17 protein-coding genes and 1 pseudogene are annotated in these 17,780 nt (G+C 74.0%); 9 read left to right on the forward strand and 9 right to left on the reverse strand.

Annotated elements, in window-relative coordinates; genetic code table 11:
* The first annotated feature begins 32 nt into the window (after positions 1–32).
* Entirely contained in the window at positions 33–599 is a 567-nt protein-coding gene (locus tag ACZ7FF_RS16340; RefSeq protein ID WP_470812859.1) for a YbaK/EbsC family protein, read from the forward strand.
* Here the strand turns inward: ACZ7FF_RS16340 and ACZ7FF_RS16345 are convergent.
* On the reverse strand, positions 589–1,629 hold the full coding sequence (locus ACZ7FF_RS16345; RefSeq protein ID WP_470812860.1) for a cation diffusion facilitator family transporter: 1,041 nt from the start codon (positions 1,627–1,629) through the stop codon (positions 589–591). The genes ACZ7FF_RS16340 and ACZ7FF_RS16345 overlap by 11 nt on opposite strands.
* A 61-nt stretch (positions 1,630–1,690) precedes the next feature.
* On the opposite strand from ACZ7FF_RS16345, the gene ACZ7FF_RS16350 reads away from it, so the two are divergent.
* Entirely contained in the window at positions 1,691–2,053 is a 363-nt protein-coding gene (locus tag ACZ7FF_RS16350) for an ArsR/SmtB family transcription factor (protein WP_470812861.1), read from the forward strand.
* On the opposite strand, the gene ACZ7FF_RS16355 is transcribed toward ACZ7FF_RS16350, so the two are convergent.
* From ACZ7FF_RS16355 to ACZ7FF_RS16365, 3 genes are all read right to left on the reverse strand, one after another.
* Positions 2,047–3,270, reverse strand: coding sequence for a 4-hydroxybenzoate 3-monooxygenase (locus tag ACZ7FF_RS16355; protein ID WP_470812862.1), 1,224 nt, complete (start codon positions 3,268–3,270; stop codon positions 2,047–2,049). The two genes, ACZ7FF_RS16350 and ACZ7FF_RS16355, sit on opposite strands and share 7 nt — an antisense overlap.
* Positions 3,271–3,336: 66 nt before the next feature.
* A complete protein-coding gene (locus ACZ7FF_RS16360; RefSeq protein WP_470812863.1) occupies positions 3,337–4,977 on the reverse strand; it encodes an APC family permease in 1,641 nt (546 codons plus the stop codon).
* A gap of 202 nt (positions 4,978–5,179) precedes the next feature.
* Entirely contained in the window at positions 5,180–5,587 is a 408-nt protein-coding gene (locus ACZ7FF_RS16365; RefSeq protein ID WP_470812864.1) for a CoA-binding protein, read from the reverse strand.
* A gap of 147 nt (positions 5,588–5,734) precedes the next feature.
* Between ACZ7FF_RS16365 and ACZ7FF_RS16370 the strand changes: the two are divergent.
* The 5 genes and pseudogenes from ACZ7FF_RS16370 to ACZ7FF_RS16390 form a co-directional block, all read left to right on the forward strand.
* Positions 5,735–6,112 (forward strand): annotated as a pseudogene (locus tag ACZ7FF_RS16370) (hypothetical protein); the annotation flags it as partial.
* A gap of 830 nt (positions 6,113–6,942) precedes the next feature.
* Entirely contained in the window at positions 6,943–7,485 is a 543-nt protein-coding gene (locus ACZ7FF_RS16375) for a SixA phosphatase family protein (protein WP_470812865.1), read from the forward strand.
* A gap of 44 nt (positions 7,486–7,529) precedes the next feature.
* Entirely contained in the window at positions 7,530–8,156 is a 627-nt protein-coding gene (locus tag ACZ7FF_RS16380) for a YigZ family protein (protein ID WP_470812866.1), read from the forward strand.
* 130 nt (positions 8,157–8,286) lie between these two features.
* A complete protein-coding gene (locus tag ACZ7FF_RS16385; RefSeq protein WP_470812867.1) occupies positions 8,287–9,450 on the forward strand; it encodes an exonuclease SbcCD subunit D in 1,164 nt (387 codons plus the stop codon).
* Positions 9,447–12,440, forward strand: coding sequence for an AAA family ATPase (locus ACZ7FF_RS16390; protein ID WP_470812868.1), 2,994 nt, complete (start codon positions 9,447–9,449; stop codon positions 12,438–12,440). Before ACZ7FF_RS16385 ends, ACZ7FF_RS16390 begins: the two co-directional genes overlap by 4 nt.
* Positions 12,441–12,443: 3 nt before the next feature.
* Here the strand turns inward: ACZ7FF_RS16390 and ACZ7FF_RS16395 are convergent, their stop codons facing one another.
* Complete coding sequence (locus tag ACZ7FF_RS16395) at positions 12,444–12,890, reverse strand: Lrp/AsnC family transcriptional regulator (protein ID WP_470812869.1); 447 nt, start codon at positions 12,888–12,890, stop codon at positions 12,444–12,446.
* 94 nt (positions 12,891–12,984) lie between these two features.
* Between ACZ7FF_RS16395 and ACZ7FF_RS16400 the strand changes: the two genes are divergently transcribed.
* Complete coding sequence (locus ACZ7FF_RS16400) at positions 12,985–13,479, forward strand: rhodanese-like domain-containing protein (protein WP_470812870.1); 495 nt, start codon at positions 12,985–12,987, stop codon at positions 13,477–13,479.
* A gap of 26 nt (positions 13,480–13,505) precedes the next feature.
* Complete coding sequence (locus tag ACZ7FF_RS16405) at positions 13,506–14,021, forward strand: immunity 21 family protein (protein WP_470812871.1); 516 nt, start codon at positions 13,506–13,508, stop codon at positions 14,019–14,021.
* A gap of 4 nt (positions 14,022–14,025) precedes the next feature.
* Here ACZ7FF_RS16405 and ACZ7FF_RS16410 read toward each other — a convergent pair whose 3' ends face one another.
* The 4 genes from ACZ7FF_RS16410 to ACZ7FF_RS16425 all read right to left on the reverse strand — a co-directional run bounded on the left by ACZ7FF_RS16410 (position 14,026) and on the right by ACZ7FF_RS16425 (position 17,762).
* Positions 14,026–15,267, reverse strand: a complete 1,242-nt coding sequence (locus tag ACZ7FF_RS16410; RefSeq protein ID WP_470812872.1) for a cytochrome P450 — start codon at positions 15,265–15,267, stop codon at positions 14,026–14,028.
* 34 nt (positions 15,268–15,301) lie between these two features.
* On the reverse strand, positions 15,302–16,693 hold the full coding sequence (locus ACZ7FF_RS16415; RefSeq protein ID WP_470812873.1) for an NAD(P)/FAD-dependent oxidoreductase: 1,392 nt from the start codon (positions 16,691–16,693) through the stop codon (positions 15,302–15,304).
* Positions 16,683–16,922, reverse strand: a complete 240-nt coding sequence (locus ACZ7FF_RS16420; protein WP_470812874.1) for a ferredoxin — start codon at positions 16,920–16,922, stop codon at positions 16,683–16,685. The genes ACZ7FF_RS16415 and ACZ7FF_RS16420 overlap by 11 nt, the downstream gene beginning before the upstream one ends.
* A 162-nt stretch (positions 16,923–17,084) precedes the next feature.
* Complete coding sequence (locus ACZ7FF_RS16425; protein WP_470812875.1) at positions 17,085–17,762, reverse strand: hypothetical protein; 678 nt, start codon at positions 17,760–17,762, stop codon at positions 17,085–17,087.
* Positions 17,763–17,780 lie beyond the last annotated feature (18 nt).

Genomic DNA, 17,780 nt, shown 5'->3' on the forward strand with positions numbered 1-17,780 from the left:
GGTGGGCGAGCGCGCTTTGTTAGCGTGCGGGCATGCGCGCACCCATCGGAGACTTCGACACCGCCATCCCGGTCCCGGACTGCCTGGACGAACTGAGCGCTCCGGTCGCCGACGCCGTACGCCACCGGCTGGGCGGGATCCCCACCGACCGCGTCCTCTACGTCGAGACCGACCCGCGCTGGGCCGACACCGCCGTCTTCGTGGAGCACTACGGCCGCGACCTGCTGGAGTGCTCGGCGAACTGCGTGGTCGTCGCGGGCCGGCGGGGCGGCGAGACCACGCTCGCCGCGTGCCTCGCGCTCTCCACCACCCGGGTCGACGTCAACGGCGTCGTCCGCCGCCACCTCGGCGTCCGCAAGGCCTCCTTCGCCTCGATGGAGACCGCGACCGGCGAGACCGGCATGGAGTACGGCGGCATCACTCCGATCGGACTGCCCGAGGGCTGGCCCCTGCTGGTGGACCCGGCCGTCCTCGACCACCCCTATGTCCTGGTCGGCAGCGGACGCCGGCGCGGCAAGCTGCTGGTGCCGGGCAAGGTCTTCGCCGAGCTGCCGGGGTCCGTGGTGCTGGACGGGCTGGGCGTGACGCTCACGCCGTGAGGTGATGGGCCAGCGCCAGGTGGGGATCCGTCTCGCCGGGCGCCGGTGCCGGATCGGCGTGCACCAGGGCGGCCGTCAGCCCCGGCAGGGCGTGCAGCAGGGCGTGCTCGGTGTCGACGGCGATCGCGTGCGCCTGCCGCACCGTCGCCTCGCCGTCCACCACCACCGCCAGTTCGGCCCGCAGCCGGTGCCCGATCCAGCGCAGCCGCAGCTCGCCCACCTCGCGCACCCCGGGCACCGTACGCACCGCCCGCTCGGCCCGGTCGACCAGCGCCGGGTCGACGGCGTCCAGCATCCGGCGGAACACCTCCCGCGCCGCGTCCCGCAGCACCAGCGCGATCGCGGCCGTGATCGCCAGCCCCACGACGGGGTCGGCCGGTCGCCACCCGAGCGCCGAGCCGCCGGCGCCGACCAGCACGGCCAGCGAGGTGAAACCGTCGGTCCGGGCGTGCAGCCCGTCGGCGACGAGCGCGGCCGAGCCGATCCGGCGGCCCACCCGGATCCGGTACCGGGCCACCCACTCGTTGCCGGCGAAGCCCACCAGCGCGGCCAGGGCCACCGCCGGCACGTGGTCGACCGGACGCGGATCGAGCAGCCGTCCGGCGGCCGCCCACGCGGCGAAGGCCGCCGAGGCCGCGATCGTCAGCACGATCACCAGCCCCGCGAGGTCCTCGGCGCGCCCGTAGCCGTAGGTGAACCGCCGGGTCGCCGCCCGCCGCCCCAACACGAAGGCGATGCCGAGGGGCACGGCGGTCAGGGCGTCGGCGGCGTTGTGCACCGTGTCGCCGAGCAGCGCGACCGACCCGGAGACGGCCACCACGGCCGCCTGCGTCAGGGCCGTCGCGCCCAGCACGGCCAGCGACACCCACAGGGCGCGCATCCCCTGCGCCGAGGACTCCAGCGCGGGGTCGAGCTTGTCTGCGGTCTCGTGGGAGTGCGGGGTGAGCAGATGCGCGAGCCGGTGCCCCACGCGGCCCGGAGCGTGGTCGTGCGGGTGTCGGTGCGGCCGGTGCTCGTGGTGCTCGCTCACGGGTCTGCCCTTCCGTCGTGCGGGAGTGGACGCCTGGCGTCCACGGGCCCATTATGTGCGTATGAGCGCACGCATGCACCTGTCACCTGCGCACCATGCGCACCCGCGCAACCCGGGCGAGGAGCAGTTCGCGCTCGCCGCCGAACTCCTGTCGCTGCTCGGCGACCGCACCCGCCTCGCGCTGCTGCACGCGCTGACGGCGGGGGAGGCCGACGTCACCACGCTGACCGGGGCATGCGGCGCCGCCCGCCCGGCCGTCAGCCAGCACCTGGCCCGGCTGCGGCTCGCCGGGCTGGTCGACACCCGCAAGGAGGGCCGCCGGGTGATCTACTCACTGCCGCACGGGCATCTGCGCAGGCTCGTCGAGGAGGCGCTGAAGACGGCCGACCACCGCCTCGCCGAGCGGCCGACGGGAGATCAGTAGGCGGGGGCCGTGCCCAGGTACTGCTCGGCGAAGGCCGCCGCGGCGGCCGGCGAGGTGAACAGCCGCCGCAGCCGCGCCCGGGTGGTGCCCGCGCGGAAGGCGTCGTCCGACGCGAGGCCGTGGTAGATGTCCGACAGCCACTGCGAGAACTCCTGGTAGTCCCACACCCGGCGCAGGGCCGCCTGCGAGTAGCCGTCCAGGCCGCCGCCGTCATCCCGCGTCACCCGCGCCGCTAGCGCGTCACCGAGCAGGAAGGCGTCGTGCAGGGCGAGGTTCATGCCCTTGGCCGCGATCGGCGCGACCAGGTGGCCGGCGTCGCCCGCCAGGAACAGCCGCCCGCGCGCCAGGGGCTCGACGACGTAGTGGTGCATGACCAGCACGCGCTTCTCGATCAGCCGCCCCTCGGTGAGCGGCGGTGCCCCGGCGGCGCCGAGACGTTCCCGCAGTTCGGCCCAGACCCGGTCGTGCGGCCAGTTCCCCGGATCGTCGCCGGGCGGGCACTGGAGGTAGAAGCGGGTCACCTCGGGGCTGCGGGCCATGTGCCCGGCGAAGCCGCGCGGATGGACACCGAACAGGACGCAGTCCGACGACGGCGGCGTCTCGGCGAGCAGCGCCAGCCAGCCGATGCCGTCGTCCTGCCGCGCGATCCACGCCCCCTGCGCCGTCAGCGCGTCCCGGGTCACCCCGCGCGCCCCGTCGCAGCCCGCGACGTAGTCGCAGCGCACCAGCCGCCGCTCTCCCGTGTCCGGGCAGAGGTACGACACCGCCGGGCGCTCCGAGTCCGGGTCGTGCAGCCGCACGTCGCGCACGCCGAAGCGGATGTCGCCGCCGCGCACGTCGGCGTACTCGCGCACCAGATCCGTGACCAGCAGGGGCTGCGGGTAGACATGGTGGCGGCTGCCGGTCAGGTCGCCGTAGGAGAAGCGGTGGCGTTCGCCGTCGAAGCGGAACTCGCACGCGGTGTGGGCCTCCGCGCGCGCCGGCAGCCGCCCGGCCAGTCCGCGCCGGACGAGTTCGCGCACCGCCCAGTCCTCGATGACGCCGGCTCTCTGCCGGGTCTCGATGAACCGCCTGCTCCCGGTCTCCAGGACCACGCAGTCGACGGAGGCGGCCCGCAGGATGTTGGCGACGGTGAGCCCGGCGGGACCGGCGCCCACGACGACGACCGTGCGGCGCTCCCCGGGCGCGGGGACGGGGTGGGGGGAAGGGGAGATCATCCCCGCATTATGACGGTGTCCCGTCAGCCGCAGACCGGCTGACGGGACACCACGGGGTGGAGCGGATCAGTGCGCCGGGGCGTCGGTGACGACGACCTCGTCGATGTCGCGCTCGATCTGCTCGGCCTTGGAGGCGGTCGCCTTGGCCCAGTAGTAGATGCCGAGCGAGAACACGGCCACGACCAGCATGTCCCACCACAGCGGCAGGTCACCGGTACCGCCGAAGGTGCTCAGGTAGGAGATCACGCCGATGCCCACCAGGTAGGGGAGCAGCCACTGCGCGGCCTTGAAGTCCAGTCGCGGCGCGTTGGGCAGGCCCTTGCGGATCGCGTAGGCGGCGTAGGAGCCGAGCAGCACGTAGCCGATCAGGATCGCGCAGCCCAGGCGCCACAGGGTGTCCCAGCCGGACCAGAAGATGATCAGGTTGGCGACCACGAAGGACAGCGGGGAGATGAACTTGCCGAAGGGCAGCCGGTACGGACGCTCGTGGTTCGGCAGCCGGTCCGCGAACACGCCGTAGGCCAGCGGGGCGCCCGCGTACATCAGCACGCTCGCCGAGGTGATGAAGCTGACCAGGGTCTGCCAGCTCGGGAAGGGCAGGAAGCAGACGATGCCGGTCACGAAGGAGATCGCGAGGCCGAACCACGGCACACCGCGCGAGTCCGTCTTGGCGAACACCTTCGGCGCGTAGCCGTTCTTGGCCAGACCGTAGGAGATGCGGGAGGTGGCGGTGGTGTAGATCAGGCCGGTGCCACCGGGGGAGATGATCGCGTCGGCGTACAGCACCCAGGCGAGCCAGCCCAGGCCGCACAGCGTGGCGAGACCCGCCCAGGGGCCGCTGATGCCGGCGTAGGCCAGGTTCGCCCAGCCCTTCGCGAAGGAGGCGTGCGGCAGGGCGCCGATGAACACGATCTGGAGCAGGAGGTAGATCACGGAGCCGATGGCGACGGAGCCGAGCGTGGCGCGCGGCAGGTCACGCTTGGGGTTGCGGCTCTCGCCGGCCAGCTGGATCGCCTGCTCGAAGCCGAGCAGCGCGAAGATGATGCCGCTGGAGCTGATCGCGGTGAGGACACCCTTGGCGCCGAACGGCGCGAAGCCCTCGGAGGTGAAGTTGCCCGGGTGGAAGTTGCCGATCGCGATGATGAAGATCGCCGCGAGCGGGACCGCGATCTTCCACCAGGTGGCGGCGCTGTTGGTGTGCGCGAGGATGCGGACGCCGAGGAAGTTGACCGCGACGAACACGGCCATCAGGACCACCGCGACGACGATGCCGCTGGTGGTGAGCGTGCCGTTGGTGTTCTGCAGGCCGTCGGCGAAGTGCCAGTGCTTGGCGTAGCCGATCATGGCCTCGACCTCGATCGGGGCCACCGTCGCGGCCTGCAGCCACGAGAACCAGCCGAACGACATGCCGGCCAGGCCGCCGAAGGCGTAGTGCGGGTAGCGCGCGGTGCCGCCGGCGACGGGGAACATGCCGCCGAGCTCGGCGTGCACGAGCGCGAGCAGCACGATGGCCACCGCGCCGATCACCCACGAGATGATCGCAGCGGGGCCGGCCGCGACGACCGCCTTCTCGGCCCCGAAGAGCCAGCCGGAGCCGATGATGGAGCCCACCGAGGCCCACATCAGACCGATGAGTCCGACGTCTCGGCGCAGGCCACCACCGGTGTCGCTTGTGGCTACCGGTGCAGCCTGGTCGACTTTCGCCATGTCAAGGGGCCTCTCAGATCGTAAACGCAGGTTTAACGGGGAAGGAGGCCACAGGCTAGGAACGCTTTCCGTGTCGGCAAAAGACTGCTTACCAAATCTTGACCTAGGATCTTGTAGGTCTTGGGGACAGGTTTTGCACAGGTCAGATGCCCAACCCGAATGTCAATATTCAGCGGCGAATTGTGATGAAGAAGGAGTGACACTAGGTCAAGAGGGGAATTTCGATCGCCGGGCAGCGGTCCATGACCATGTCGAGACCCGCCGCGCGGACCCGTCCCTGGGCGTCCTCGTCGACGACACCGAGCTGGAACCAGACCGCCTTCGCGCCGCTCGCGACGGCCTCGTCGGCCACCGCGCCCGCCAGTGAGCTGTTGACGAAGACGTCCACCACGTCGACGTCGAAGGGGATGTCCGCGAGGGTCGCGTAGCCGCGCTCGCCGTGCACCGTCTCGGCCTTGGGGTGCACCGGTACGATCCGCTTGCCGTACCGCTGGAGCACCTGCGCCACGCCGTAGGCGGCCCGGCTCCGGTTGGCGGACAGGCCGACCACGGCCCAGGTGTCACCCAGCTCGGTCAGGATCCTGCGGATCGTCGCTTCGTCGCCGTACACGGCCGCCTCCTCGGGCTGCGCGGGGGAGTGTCGTCCGGGCAACAGCACCCCCGCTGGTGCTGATTCCCGGCCCCCCTACCCCGCCACGGTGACCGGAATCGGCGCAAGGTGCCTGCGTACGGCCGCCGGGCCGCCTACGCTCGCCCCGTGCTGCGCATCCTCGACGCCCGAACCGGTGAGCCCGTCGCCGCCGCGCCCGCCCGGCGCGGCCTGACCCGCATCGAGGCCCACGCCTCGGGTCTCGACCTCACGGCGCTGCGCGTGCTGCTCACCGCCGACCTGCTGGTCCGCGCGCTGGAACTGGGCGGCACGCCGGTCTGGACGACCCTCGCCGCCTCCTGCGACCAGCCGGAACTCCGGGCCGCCGCGACGACCCTCGCGATCCGCCCCTTCGAGGACGGCCGCGACCTCGCCTCCGGCCTCGGCGAGTCCCAGGCCATCCACGTCGTCGACCAGGCGACCACCGTCCCCCCGGGCGCGGGCCCCCTCGCAACGGTGGCCCCGGCCACGTGGCACGAAGCGGCCCCCCACGACGGCAACGCCGCCTCCTCGGACCACCGAGGCACGGCGAAGGAGCCCGGACACCGGACGGTGCATACGGAGGGTGCCGGTCCGGAGGCGGATCGCCCGGCGGACGGGGCGCGCGGTGCGGAGGCGCCGAGGGGCTCGGGCGGTGAGCCGGGTGCCGGGCGGGTGGCCGATGGGGCCGGTGGGGTGGCGCCGGGTGATGCCGAGGCCGGTCGGTCCGGCGTGGCGGCGGGGCCGGGTCGTGGGTCGGCGGACAGGGCGCGGAGTGTGGAGGCGCCGAGGGGCTCGGGTGGTGAGCCGGGTGCCGGGCGGGTGGCCGATGGGGCCGGTGGAGCGGGACCGGGGGACGCCGGGGCCAGAGGGCCCGGCGTGGCGGCGGGTTCGGGGGATGGGTCGGGTGTCGGTCCGGTGGTCGATGAGGCCGTGGGTGCGGGGGGCGGTTCTCGGGCGGGTCTCCCCGGTTCCCGGCCTCCGCTGGGCGCGCTGCTCGGCGACCCCGCCGCGCTGCGGCTGGCGTTGCTCGCCGTGCCGCGGGGGGAGGCCGTGAGGCTGGACCCCGTGGTGCTGGCCGAGGCCGGACGGCGGCTGGAGCGCTGGCGGCGGGCGGTCGCCGGGTGGGCGCGGCAGCCCTCCCGGCCGGTGCCCGAGGCGGTGCGCGGGCGGCTGCGGGACGCCTGGGAGGACGACCTCGACCTGCCCGGGGTACTGGACGTGCTCGGGGACGTCGAGAGCGCCCCCGACCTGCCCGACGGCGCCCGGTTCGAGACGTTCGCCTACGCCGACCGGCTGCTCGCCCTGGACCTCGCCCGCGACCTCGGGACGCTCGCGTGACCCAGCGGGCGGGGGCGCGCCCGCTGCGCCGGCTGGTGGTGCTGCGGCACGCCAAGTCCGCCTGGCCCGAGGGCGTCGAGGACCACCGCAGACCGCTCGCGCCGCGCGGCCTGCGGGACGCCCCGGCCGCGGGCCGCGCCCTCGCCGAGGCCGACTGCCTGCCCGACCTCGCCCTGTGCTCCACCGCCGTACGCGCCCGCCGCACCTGGGAGCTCGCCTCCGCCGAATGGGGCACCCCGCCGCCCGTGCGACACGACCCGCGGTTGTACGCGGCGGACGTGCCGGAGCTGCTGGAGATCGTGCGGGAGGTGCCGCGCGAGGTGGAGACGCTGCTGCTGGTCGGACACAACCCGGGACTCGGGGAGCTGGTCCTGGAACTGGCCGGGGACGGTCTGGACGACACGCTGGACCGGGTGCGGGCCAAGTTCCCGACGTCCGCGGTCGCCCTCCTCGCCTGGTACGGCACCGGCTGGCCGGCCCTCGCCCCGGGTGCCGCCCTGCTGACCTGGTTCACCGTGCCGCGCGGCAGGAAGCCGTAGCGGCCCTGGTCAGCGCCGCTCCGCACTCCGCATAGGCTGGCGGGATGCAGGACGAGTACCGCACGGTCGCCCGCACGGGCGTGCACGAGACCGAGATCAACCGCTCCCGCTTCCTGTGCGCCCTCGCCCCGGCCGCCACCGAGCGGGAGGCGCAGGACTTCGTCGCCGCCGTCCGCAAGGAGCACGCCGACGCCAGCCACAACTGCTGGGCGTACGTCATCGGCGCCGACGCCTCCGTGCAGAAGGCCAGCGACGACGGTGAACCGGGCGGTACGGCCGGCGTCCCCATGCTGCAGATGCTGCTGCGCCGCGACATGCGCTACGCCGTCGCCGTAGTCACCCGCTACTACGGCGGCGTCAAGCTCGGCGCCGGCGGACTGATCCGCGCCTACGGCGGCGCCGTGGGCGAGGCCCTGGACGTGCTCGGCACGATCACCCGGCGCCGCTTCCGGCTGGCCACCGTGACCGTCGACCACCAGCGCGCGGGCAAGGTCCAGAACGATCTGCGCGCCACCGGCCGCGAAGTACGGGACGTCCGCTACGGCGAGGCCGTCACCATCGAGATCGGCCTGCCGGACGCCGACGTGGACGCCTTCCGCGGCTGGCTCGCCGATGTGACGGCGGGCACGGCGGGCTTCGAGCTGGGCGGCGAAGCCTACGGAGATGTCTGACACAACCCTGAGGAGATTCCCGACAATTAAAAGGAATCAGGCATAACGGCCAGCCGGGGGGCCGGTCATGACGGGCTGATACGGGAGTAACCGCCCGTGATGTCAGACCCGGCCGTTAGTCTCGGGGATCATGAGACTGCTGCACACGTCCGACTGGCACCTCGGCCGGGCCTTCCACCGGGTGAACATGCTCGGGGCCCAGGCCGGGTTCATCGGCCACCTCGTCACCACCGTGCGCGAGCGCGCGGTGGACGCGGTCGTCGTGTCGGGGGACGTGTACGACCGCGCGGTGCCCCCGCTCGCCGCGGTCGAGCTGTTCGACGACGCCCTGCACCGCCTCGCGGACCTCGGTGTGCCCACGGTCATGATCTCGGGCAACCACGACTCGGCCCGCCGCCTCGGAGTCGGCGCCGGACTCATCGACCGCGCGGGCATCCACCTGCGCACCGAGCCGTCCGCCGTCGGCACCCCGGTGGTCCTGCCGGACGCCCACGGCGACGTCGCCTTCTACGGGCTGCCGTACCTCGAACCGGCCCTGGTGAAGGACGAGTTCGCGGTGGACAGGGCCGGCCACGAGGCCGTGCTGGGCGCCGCGATGGACCGCGTCCGCGCCGACCTCGCCACACGCGCGCCGGGCACCCGCTCCGTGGTCCTCGCCCACGCCTTCGTCACCGGTGGGCAGGTGAGCGACAGCGAGCGGGACATCACCGTCGGCGGAGTCGCCGCCGTGCCCGCCGGAGTCTTCGACGGCGTCGACTACGCCGCGCTCGGCCACCTGCACGGCTGCCAGACCCTCACCGAGCGCGTGCGCTACTCCGGCTCCCCGCTCGCGTACTCCTTCTCCGAGGCCGGCCACCGCAAGAGCATGTGGCTGGTCGACCTCGCCGCCGACGGCTCCGTCACCGCCGAGCGCGTCGACTGCCCGGTGCCGCGCCCGCTGGCCCGCCTCCGGGGCACCCTGGAGGACCTCCTCGCCGACCCGCACCTCGCGGAGCACGAGGACGCCTGGGTCGAGGCCACCCTCACCGACCCGGTCCGCCCGGCCGACCCGATGGCCCGGCTCATCGAGCGCTTCCCGCACACCCTCAGCCTGCTCTTCGCCCCGGAGCGCGCCCCCGACGACCCCGAGGTGTCCTACGCCCGCCGCCTCGCGGGCCGCGGCGACCAGCAGATCGCCGAGGACTTCGTCGCCCATGTGCGCGGCGCCGGGCCCGACGAGCGGGAGGCGGCCGTGCTGCGCGAGGCCTTCGACGCCGTGCGCGCGGGCGAGGCCGTACGGGAGGTGGCGCGGTGAGGCTGCACCGGCTCGACATCACCGCCTTCGGGCCCTTCGGCGGCTCCCAGACCGTCGACTTCGACGCGCTGTCCGCCGCCGGGCTCTTCCTGCTGCACGGCCCCACGGGCGCGGGCAAGACCTCCGTCCTGGACGCCGTCTGCTACGCCCTCTACGGCTCCGTCCCCGGCGCCCGCCAGAGCGGCCAGGGCATGACCCTGCGCAGCGACCACGCCGCGCCGGGCGTCCGCACCGAGGTCCGCCTCGAACTCGCCGTCGCCGGACGGCGGCTGGAGGTCACCCGGCAGCCGCCGTGGGAGCGGGCCAAACTGCGCGGCAAGGGCACCACGGTCGACAAGGCCCAGACCTGGCTGCGCGAGTACGACGGCGCGGCCGGCGCCTGGAAGGACCTCAGCCGCTCCCACCAGGAGATCGGCGAGGAGATCACCCAGCTGCTCGGCATGAGCCGCGAGCAGTTCTGCCAGGTCGTGCTGCTGCCCCAGGGCGACTTCGCCCGCTTCCTGCGCGCCGACGCCGAGGCCCGCGGCCGGCTGCTGGGCCGCCTCTTCGACACCCAGCGCTTCGCCGACGTCGAGAAGCGCCTCGCCGAACGCCGCCGGGCCACCGAGGCACGCGTACGCGAGGGCGACGCGGCACTGCTCGCCGACGCCCACCGCATGCAGCAGGAGTCCGGCGACGCCATGGAGCTGCCCGAGCTGGCCCCCGGTGACCCGGGCCTGGCCGAGGCCGTGCTCGGCGCCGCCGCCGTCGCCCGGAGCACCGCCCGCGAACGCCTCGCCGTCGCGCACAGCCGGCTCGCCGCCGCCGAGTCCGCCCACGCCGGCGCCCGCCGCGCCCTGGACGAGACTCGCGAACTCGCCCGGCTGCAGGGCAGGTTCGGTGAGGCGCGGCGGCGCGCCGAGCGCCTCCAGGAGCGGGCCGGTGACCACCAGGCGGCACAGGAACGCATGGCGCGGGGCCGGAAGGCGGAGGCCGTCGCGCCCGCGCTGGAGCTGCGGGAGGCCGCCGAGGAGGAGCACCTGAGGGCCGCCGCCGCCGAGGCACGCGCGCGGGGCATGCTGCCCGACTCCCACGCCGACGCGGGCGTCACCGGACTCGCCTCCGCCGCCCGCCGGGCCGCAGAGGAGCTGGGCGGCCTCGACGCGGCCCGGCGCGCCGAGCGGCGGCTCGCCGGCCTGGTCGAGGAGCGGGCCGGACTCGACCGGCAGGAGCGCGCCGACGAGGACGTGCTCCGCGAGGCCGACGCCTGGCTCGGAGACTGGGACACCACGCGCACGGCGCTGCAGACGCGCGTCGACTCCGCCCAGGAGGCCGCCACCCGCGCCGAACAGCTCGCCGTCCGGCGCGACCCCATGCGGGGGCGCCTCGCCGCCGCCCGCACCCGGGACCAGCTGGCCGCAGACCTGGAGCAGGCCCAGCAGCGGGTGCGCGACTCCGGACAGCGCGCCCTCGACGCCCGCGCCCACTGGCTCGACCTCAAGGAACAGCGCCTGAACGGCATCGCCGCCGAACTCGCCGCCCACCTCACCACCGGGGAGCCCTGCGCGGTCTGCGGCGCCACCGAGCACCCGGCGCCCGCGCGCAAGGTCGACGGACACGTGGACCGCGACACCGAGGAACGGGCCCACACCGCCGCCCAGCAGGCCGACGCGCTGCGCACCGAGGACGAACGGCGCCTCGGTGTCGTCCGCGAGGCCCTCGCCGCCGCCACCGCCGAGGCCGGCGACCTCCCCACCGACCGGCTCGAGGCGCAGGCGGACGAGCTGGAGCTGGAGTACACCCGCGCCCGCCGCGAGGCCTCCGCGCTGCACGCCGCCCACGAGGAGCTGCGGCGCGCCGAGCAGGAGCGCGAGCGGCGCCTCGCCGACCGGCAGGAGGCCGCCGTCCGGGCCGCCTCGCGGCTCACCCGGCGCGACACCCTGGAGCGGGAACAAGCCCTGCTGGAAACGGAGTTGGCGGAGGCGCGCGGCACCGCGGGGAGCGTGGCCGCGCGGGCGGCGCAGCTGGAGCGGCGGGCGGCGCTGCTCACCGACGCCGCCGACGCCGTGCGCGCCGCCGAGGACACCGCCCAGCGCCTGAAGGACGCCGACGCCCGGCTCGCCGACGCGGCCTACCGGGCCGGTTTCGAGACCCCCGCGGCCGCGGCCGCCGCCCTTCTCGACCCCGCCGCCCACCGCGAGCTGCAACACCGCCTGGACGCCTTCCAGACGGAGGAGGCCGCCGTCCGCGCCGTGCTCGCCGAGGCCGACACCGCGGCGGCCGCCCAGCGCCCGCCCGCCGACCCGGCCACCGCCGAGCGGGCGGCGGGCACGGCGGACCGCCGGCTGCGCGAGGCCGCCTCCGCGCGCGACGCCGCCGCCCGCTGCTGCGCCGAGCTGGACCGCCTCTCCGGACGGGCGGCCGACGCCGTACGGCGGCTCGCACCGCTGCGCGACGAGTACGACCGGGTCGCCCGGCTCGCCGCCCTCACCGCGGGCACCTCCGCCGACAACGAGCGCAGGATGCGCCTGGAGTCGTACGTGCTCGCGGCCCGCCTGGAACAGGTCGCCGCCGCCGCGACGGCACGCCTGCAGCGCATGTCCTCGGGCCGCTACACCCTCGTCCACTCCGACGGCCGCACAGGGCGCGGCCGCAGCGGGCTCGGACTGCACGTCGTCGACGCCTGGACCGGCCGCGAACGGGACACCGCCACCCTGTCCGGCGGCGAGACCTTCTTCGCGTCCCTCGCCCTCGCCCTCGGCCTCGCCGACGTCGTCACCGACGAGACGGGCGGCGTCCGCCTGGACACCCTCTTCATCGACGAGGGCTTCGGCAGCCTCGACGACCAAACCCTCGACGAGGTCCTGGACGTCCTCGACTCCCTACGCGAACGCGACCGCAGCGTGGGCATCGTCAGCCACGTAGCCGACCTGCGCCGCCGCATCCACGCCCAACTGGAGATCCTCAAAACCAGATCGGGCTCGACGCTGCGGCAGCGGGGCGACGGTTGAGGGTCAGTGGGTCAGGGGGCGGCGGGGGAGGGGGGAGGAGTACACGACGCTGGTCGTCACCGAGCCGAGTGCGCCTATCTTTCCCGAGACCTGCTCCAGGTGGGACATGGAGCGGGCGGTGACCTTGATGACGAAGCAGTCGTCGCCCGTCACGTGGTGCGCCTCCAGGATCTCGGGCGTCGCGGCCACCAGGTCGTGGAACGGCCTGTAGTTGCCGTTCGGGTACCTGAGCCGTACGAACGCCAGGATCGGCAGGCCGAGGCGCTCGGGGTCGACGACCGCCGCGTACCCCTGGATCACGCCCGCCTCCTCCAGCCGGCGGACGCGTTCGGTGACGGCGCTCGGCGACATGGACACCGCGCGGGCCAGCTCGGCGTAGCTGGCCCGTCCGTCGCGCTGCAGGACCTCGAGGATGCGCCAGTCGGTGGCGTCCGGGGAATACACGGTCATCCCGGATGGATAGCAGGGTAATCCCCGGCCGGACAAGGGCGGAGCCGTGGATCGTCCCTTCAGCGGGCGGGCCGGGAGCCAGAGAATTTCAGCCATGATCACCATGAACCCCGCGAACTCCACCGGCGCCGCGCACCCCGTTCTGCGCGTCGCTCCCGCGGCTCCCGCCGAGGCCGCCGCCCACTTCCGGGCGAGCCTTGCCTTCCACGCCGACGTCTCCGACGTGGCCGCAGCGCTCGCGGCCGGCGCCGACCCCGGCTTCGTCGTCGTGGACTCCCGCTCCACCGAGTCCTGGGACCAGGGCCACATCCCCGGCGCGATCCACCTGCCCACCGCGCTCATCCCCGAACAGGCCCCCCAACTCCTCGACAGGAACGTGCCGGTGGTGACCTACTGCTGGGGCCCCGGCTGCAACGGCGCCACCCGCGCCGCCCTTGCCCTCGCCGAACTCGGCTTCCGCGTCAAGGAGATGCTCGGCGGCTTCGAGTACTGGGCGCGCGAGGGCTTCGCCTACGAGACCTGGCAGGGCCCGGAGAGACGCGAGCCCGACGCGCTGACGGCCCCCGTGGCAGGCGAGTGCGGCTGCTGACGGCTGGCCGTGTAGGTTCTGGGCCCATGGCTCGATATGCGGACCCAGGCGTGCTGGAGTGGGTGGAGTCGGGTGGCGGCCCGCTGATAGCCGTTCCGGAGGTGGTTCTGCCGTTCTGGGCGGGCGCCGACAGCGAGGAACTCGACACGGACTACGACCGCGCCTGCGAGGTCGCCGGATACGCCGGACTGCTCCCGGTCGGCGACAGCGCGGCCCTCGTCCTGGGCGACGAGCCGGCCGCCACCTCCTACCTGCCCGAGCACGGCACCTTCGTGCGCTGGTCCGCCGCCGGCTCCGAGGACGAACTGCTCGCCGGGGTGCCCGCCGCGCTCGCGACGGCCGCCTGGGAACCGGAGGTCCGCTGGGACGTGCCCGGCCCGGTGCTGCTGTTCGACTCGGCCTGGCCGGGCGGCGACGCCGACCGCACGGAACACCTGCGCGTCCCGCTCGCGGCCGGCTCCTACGCGGTCCGCGCCGCCTACGCCCAGCCGGGCCCGGAGACCTGGGTGGGGCTGGTGCAGCTCAGGAGGATCGCCCCCTGACCCCTCACGGGTTCAGGCCCTCGAAGGCGATGTTCAGATGGCGCGGGCCGCGCAGCACCGCGTTCTGCCGGTAGGGCGGCGGGTCCTCGACCAGCCGGGGGGCCTCCAGCCGCCGGGCCAGTTCGGACAGGGCGATCTGGGCCTCCAGCCGGGCCAGGGGCGCGCCGAAGCAGCTGTGGATGCCGCTGCCGAAGCCGAGGTGCTGGATGTCCTCGCGGTCGGGGTCGAAGCGCTCGGGGTCCTTGAACCGCTCGGGGTCGCGGTTGCCCGCGGCCAGGACCAGCCAGAGGCGGGCACCCTTGGGAATGGTGACGCCGCGCACCTCGATGTCGGTGATGGTGGTGCGCTGCGGCACGATCTGCACCGGCGGCTCGTAGCGCAGCAGTTCCTCCACGATCTTCACCGACAGGCCCGGGTCCTGCCGCAGCCGCCGCAGGATGTCCGGGTGGCGCAGCAGGGTCAGCATGCCGTTCGTGATCAGGTTGACCGTCGTCTCGTGACCGGCGATCAGCAGCAGCACGGCGGTGCTGAGCACCTCCATCATCGTCATGGCACCGTCGGGGCCGTGGCTGTCGACCAGGTCGGACAGCAGGTCGTCCTGCGGTTCCTTGGTGCGCTGCTCGACCAGTCCCGCCAGGTACATCCCGAGCTGCATCCGCGCGTCCTGCGCCGTCTTCACGAACTCGGGGTCCGCGCTCTCGCGCGTCTCCGGGTCGAGGGTGGCGACCAGGGGATCGACCCAGGCACGGAAGCGGGGCTCGTCCTCCCGGGGCACCCCGAGCAGCCGGCAGATCACGGTCACCGGGAAGGGATAGGCGAACTGGTCGACCAGGTCGATCTGCCGCGCGTCCCCGAAGCCGTCGATCAGCTCCTTGACGATCGCCGCCATGTCACCGCGCATGCTCTCGACCCGGTGCGGCCGGTGCGGCGGCCCGAAGGCGCTGTTGGCGATGCGGCGGAGCCGGTCGTGCTCCGGCGGGTCGAGCCGCAGGAAGGACGGCGGCAGACCGCCCGTCTCCTCCGACTGGTCCAGCTCGTCGGCCGCGGCGGCGGCGAGGTTCGAGGCGTCGGAGCTGACCCGCGGGTCGTGCAGCAGGGCCTTGATGTCGAAGTACGAGCTGAAGACGTAGGGGCCGCCCTCCTCCTCGTGCAGGACCGGGTTCTTGCGCAGCTCCTCGTACAGCGGGTACGGGTTGGCGCGGTTGGCGAAGTCGGTGATCTGTTGGAACAGCGGGGCTTGCGTCATGGCACGTCCTCGGAGCGTCGGGGCAGGGCGCCGGTCAGTGCCGGGCGGGGTGGAAGACCAGCTGCTGGTCGGAGGGCGAGTAGCCGGTGAGCGTCACCGTCGGGCCGTGCGTCGGCAGCGACGGGTCGGGGAAGTCCGCCGACACCGCCTGGCGCCCCTCGGGACGCCGGTCCATCGTCGGGAAGTCCACCGGGAACGGCGCGCCCTGTTCGATCTGCCGCGCGTAGAACTCCAGCCACCGCGTGTTGTCGAAGCTCACGGCGGCGACGACCCGGCCCTTGTAGCCGTAGACGCCGACGAAGCGGCGCTCGGTCAGCGAGCCCTGCGTGATCATGAGCTCGTCGCCCATGGGCGGCACGCCGACCGACTTGATGTTCACGCGGAACATCGACGACCAGAAGGCGGGCATCCACAGGTGCGGGCGTCGGTCGGCGCCGTGGCAGATCATGTTGTGCGCCGCCGTCTCCGCCTGGGCGACGGCGTTGCCCCAGTGCTCCAGGGACAGGAACTGGTAGCCGAACACCGCGTGCGGCGAGCGGGCCACGTCACCCGCCACGAACACGTCGTCGGTGACGATGCCCCGGAAGTCGAAGGCACGGCAGCCCGCGTCGCAGGCGATGCCCCGGGGCCCGGCGCCGAGCCCCGACCCCTCCAGCCACTCCGTGTTCCGCTGCGAGCCCAGCGAGACCACGACCACGTCCGCCTCGACGACACTCTCGTCGGACAGGTGCACGGCCCGCACCCTGCCCACCGAGTCGCCCTCCAGCGAGGTCACCGTGACATGGGTGCGCAGGTCGACGCCGTTCTCGGTCTGCAGATCGGCCGCGACCGCGCCGATCACCCCGCCGAGCGCGCCCACCAGAGGCCCGCCCGCGCGCTCCGCCACGGTGACCGGGATGTCCATCTCCCGGCACGCCGAGGCCACCTCCGACCCGGCGAACCCGGCGCCGATCACGAACACCCGGCGGGGCTTCGCCTTGAGCCGCTGGAGCAGCCGGGCCGCGTCGTCCCGCGTGCGCAGCAGCATGACGCCGTCCAGCCGGGCCTCGTCCTCCTTCGGCCAGGGCCGGGCGCGCACACCGGTCGCGATGAGCAGCCGGTCGTACGCCACCTCGTCCCCGTCGGCCAGCCGCACCCGCTTGGCCGACAGGTCCAGGCCGGTCGCCGCGATCCCGAGCCGCCACTTGGCGTCGATCTCCCGGCGGTGGGGCAGCTCGGTGTGGTGCGGGGACGCCAGACCGAGCAGCACGGACTTGGACAGCGGCGGCCGGTCGTACGGCTCGTACGGCTCGTCACCGATCAGGGTCAGCTCGCCGGCGAAGCCCTCGGCGCGCAGGGTCTCGGCGGCGCTCAGGCCCGCCAGCGAGGCGCCCACGATCACGATCCGGCCCTCGCGCCTGAGCCACTCCACGTAGTCAGCGGCCATCGGAGGCCTCACCTTCCCGCGGGAGGCCGCCCGTACCGTCCAGCCCGTCCGCCGTGATCGCCTGCACCGGGCAGGCGGCGACGGCCCGTGCCAGCCGCTCCCGCTGCTCCTCGTCCGGGCGCGGGTTGTAGATCAGCGACTCCTCGCCGTGCATGGCGAAGACGTCGGGCGCGAGGAACGCGCACTGCGCGTATCCCTGACACTTGTTGAGATCGACGACGAGTCTCATCGACGCTCCGCCCTTTCGATGGCCAGGGTCCGGTGCGCACCGCGCGGCTCGCGCGGTCCGGCTCCGGACGGCGGTCGTCCCCCGCACGCCAGCATGGAAGGGAAGGCGGGGTGGCCGCGCGCCGGGCACGCCGATCGAGTGAGCCGCCGCGCCGGGCGGAGATCATGCGGCAGCGGCGGCCCGGGGCCGGTTCCTGCCGCTCGCCACGAGGATGTACACACTGAGCAGCAGCGACCACGCCGGGAAGACCAGTTCGGCCCAGGGCACGTTCGACGCGACGACGAGCAGCGTCAGGGAACAGAGGAAGCCCAGGACCGTCAGCCAGCGCGGCAGGACGCCCAGGCGGTGGCCGATCACCGACATGGAGCACACGAAGACGGCCGCCATCCGCATCGCGTACGTCGTGAGCAGCGTGTACGCGAGATGACGGCCGAAGTCCCAGTAGGCCGGCCCCGGTGTGCCGCCGGGGGGATGCTGGACGGAGAGCACGGCACCCGCCGCGGCGGCGCCGCCGAACATGGTGGCCGTGAAGACCAGGCCGCTGCCGAGCAGGACGGTGGCGAGGAACCTGTCCTCGACCTCCCCGATGTGCGCCCGTACGGCGCCCACGAACCACAGGAAGCAGATGCCCGCGAACGGCACCAGCTCCACGGCCGTCTGCACCGCCCGTCGCCGCCCCGAGTTCATGGAACCCTGAACGGTCGCCGCTTCGGCCCCCTCCGGGACCCCGAGCCTGATCAGGACGATCGCCGCCGCCAGCAGCAGTGCGAAGGCGACTCCGGCCCACCCGGCGGCCCGCGGTGTCTCCAGCGCCCGCTGCCCCGGCCCCGACTCCTGCATGCCCGGCCCGCCTCCTCC

The sequence above is a fragment of the Streptomyces sp. NPDC037126 genome, assembly GCF_055605965.1.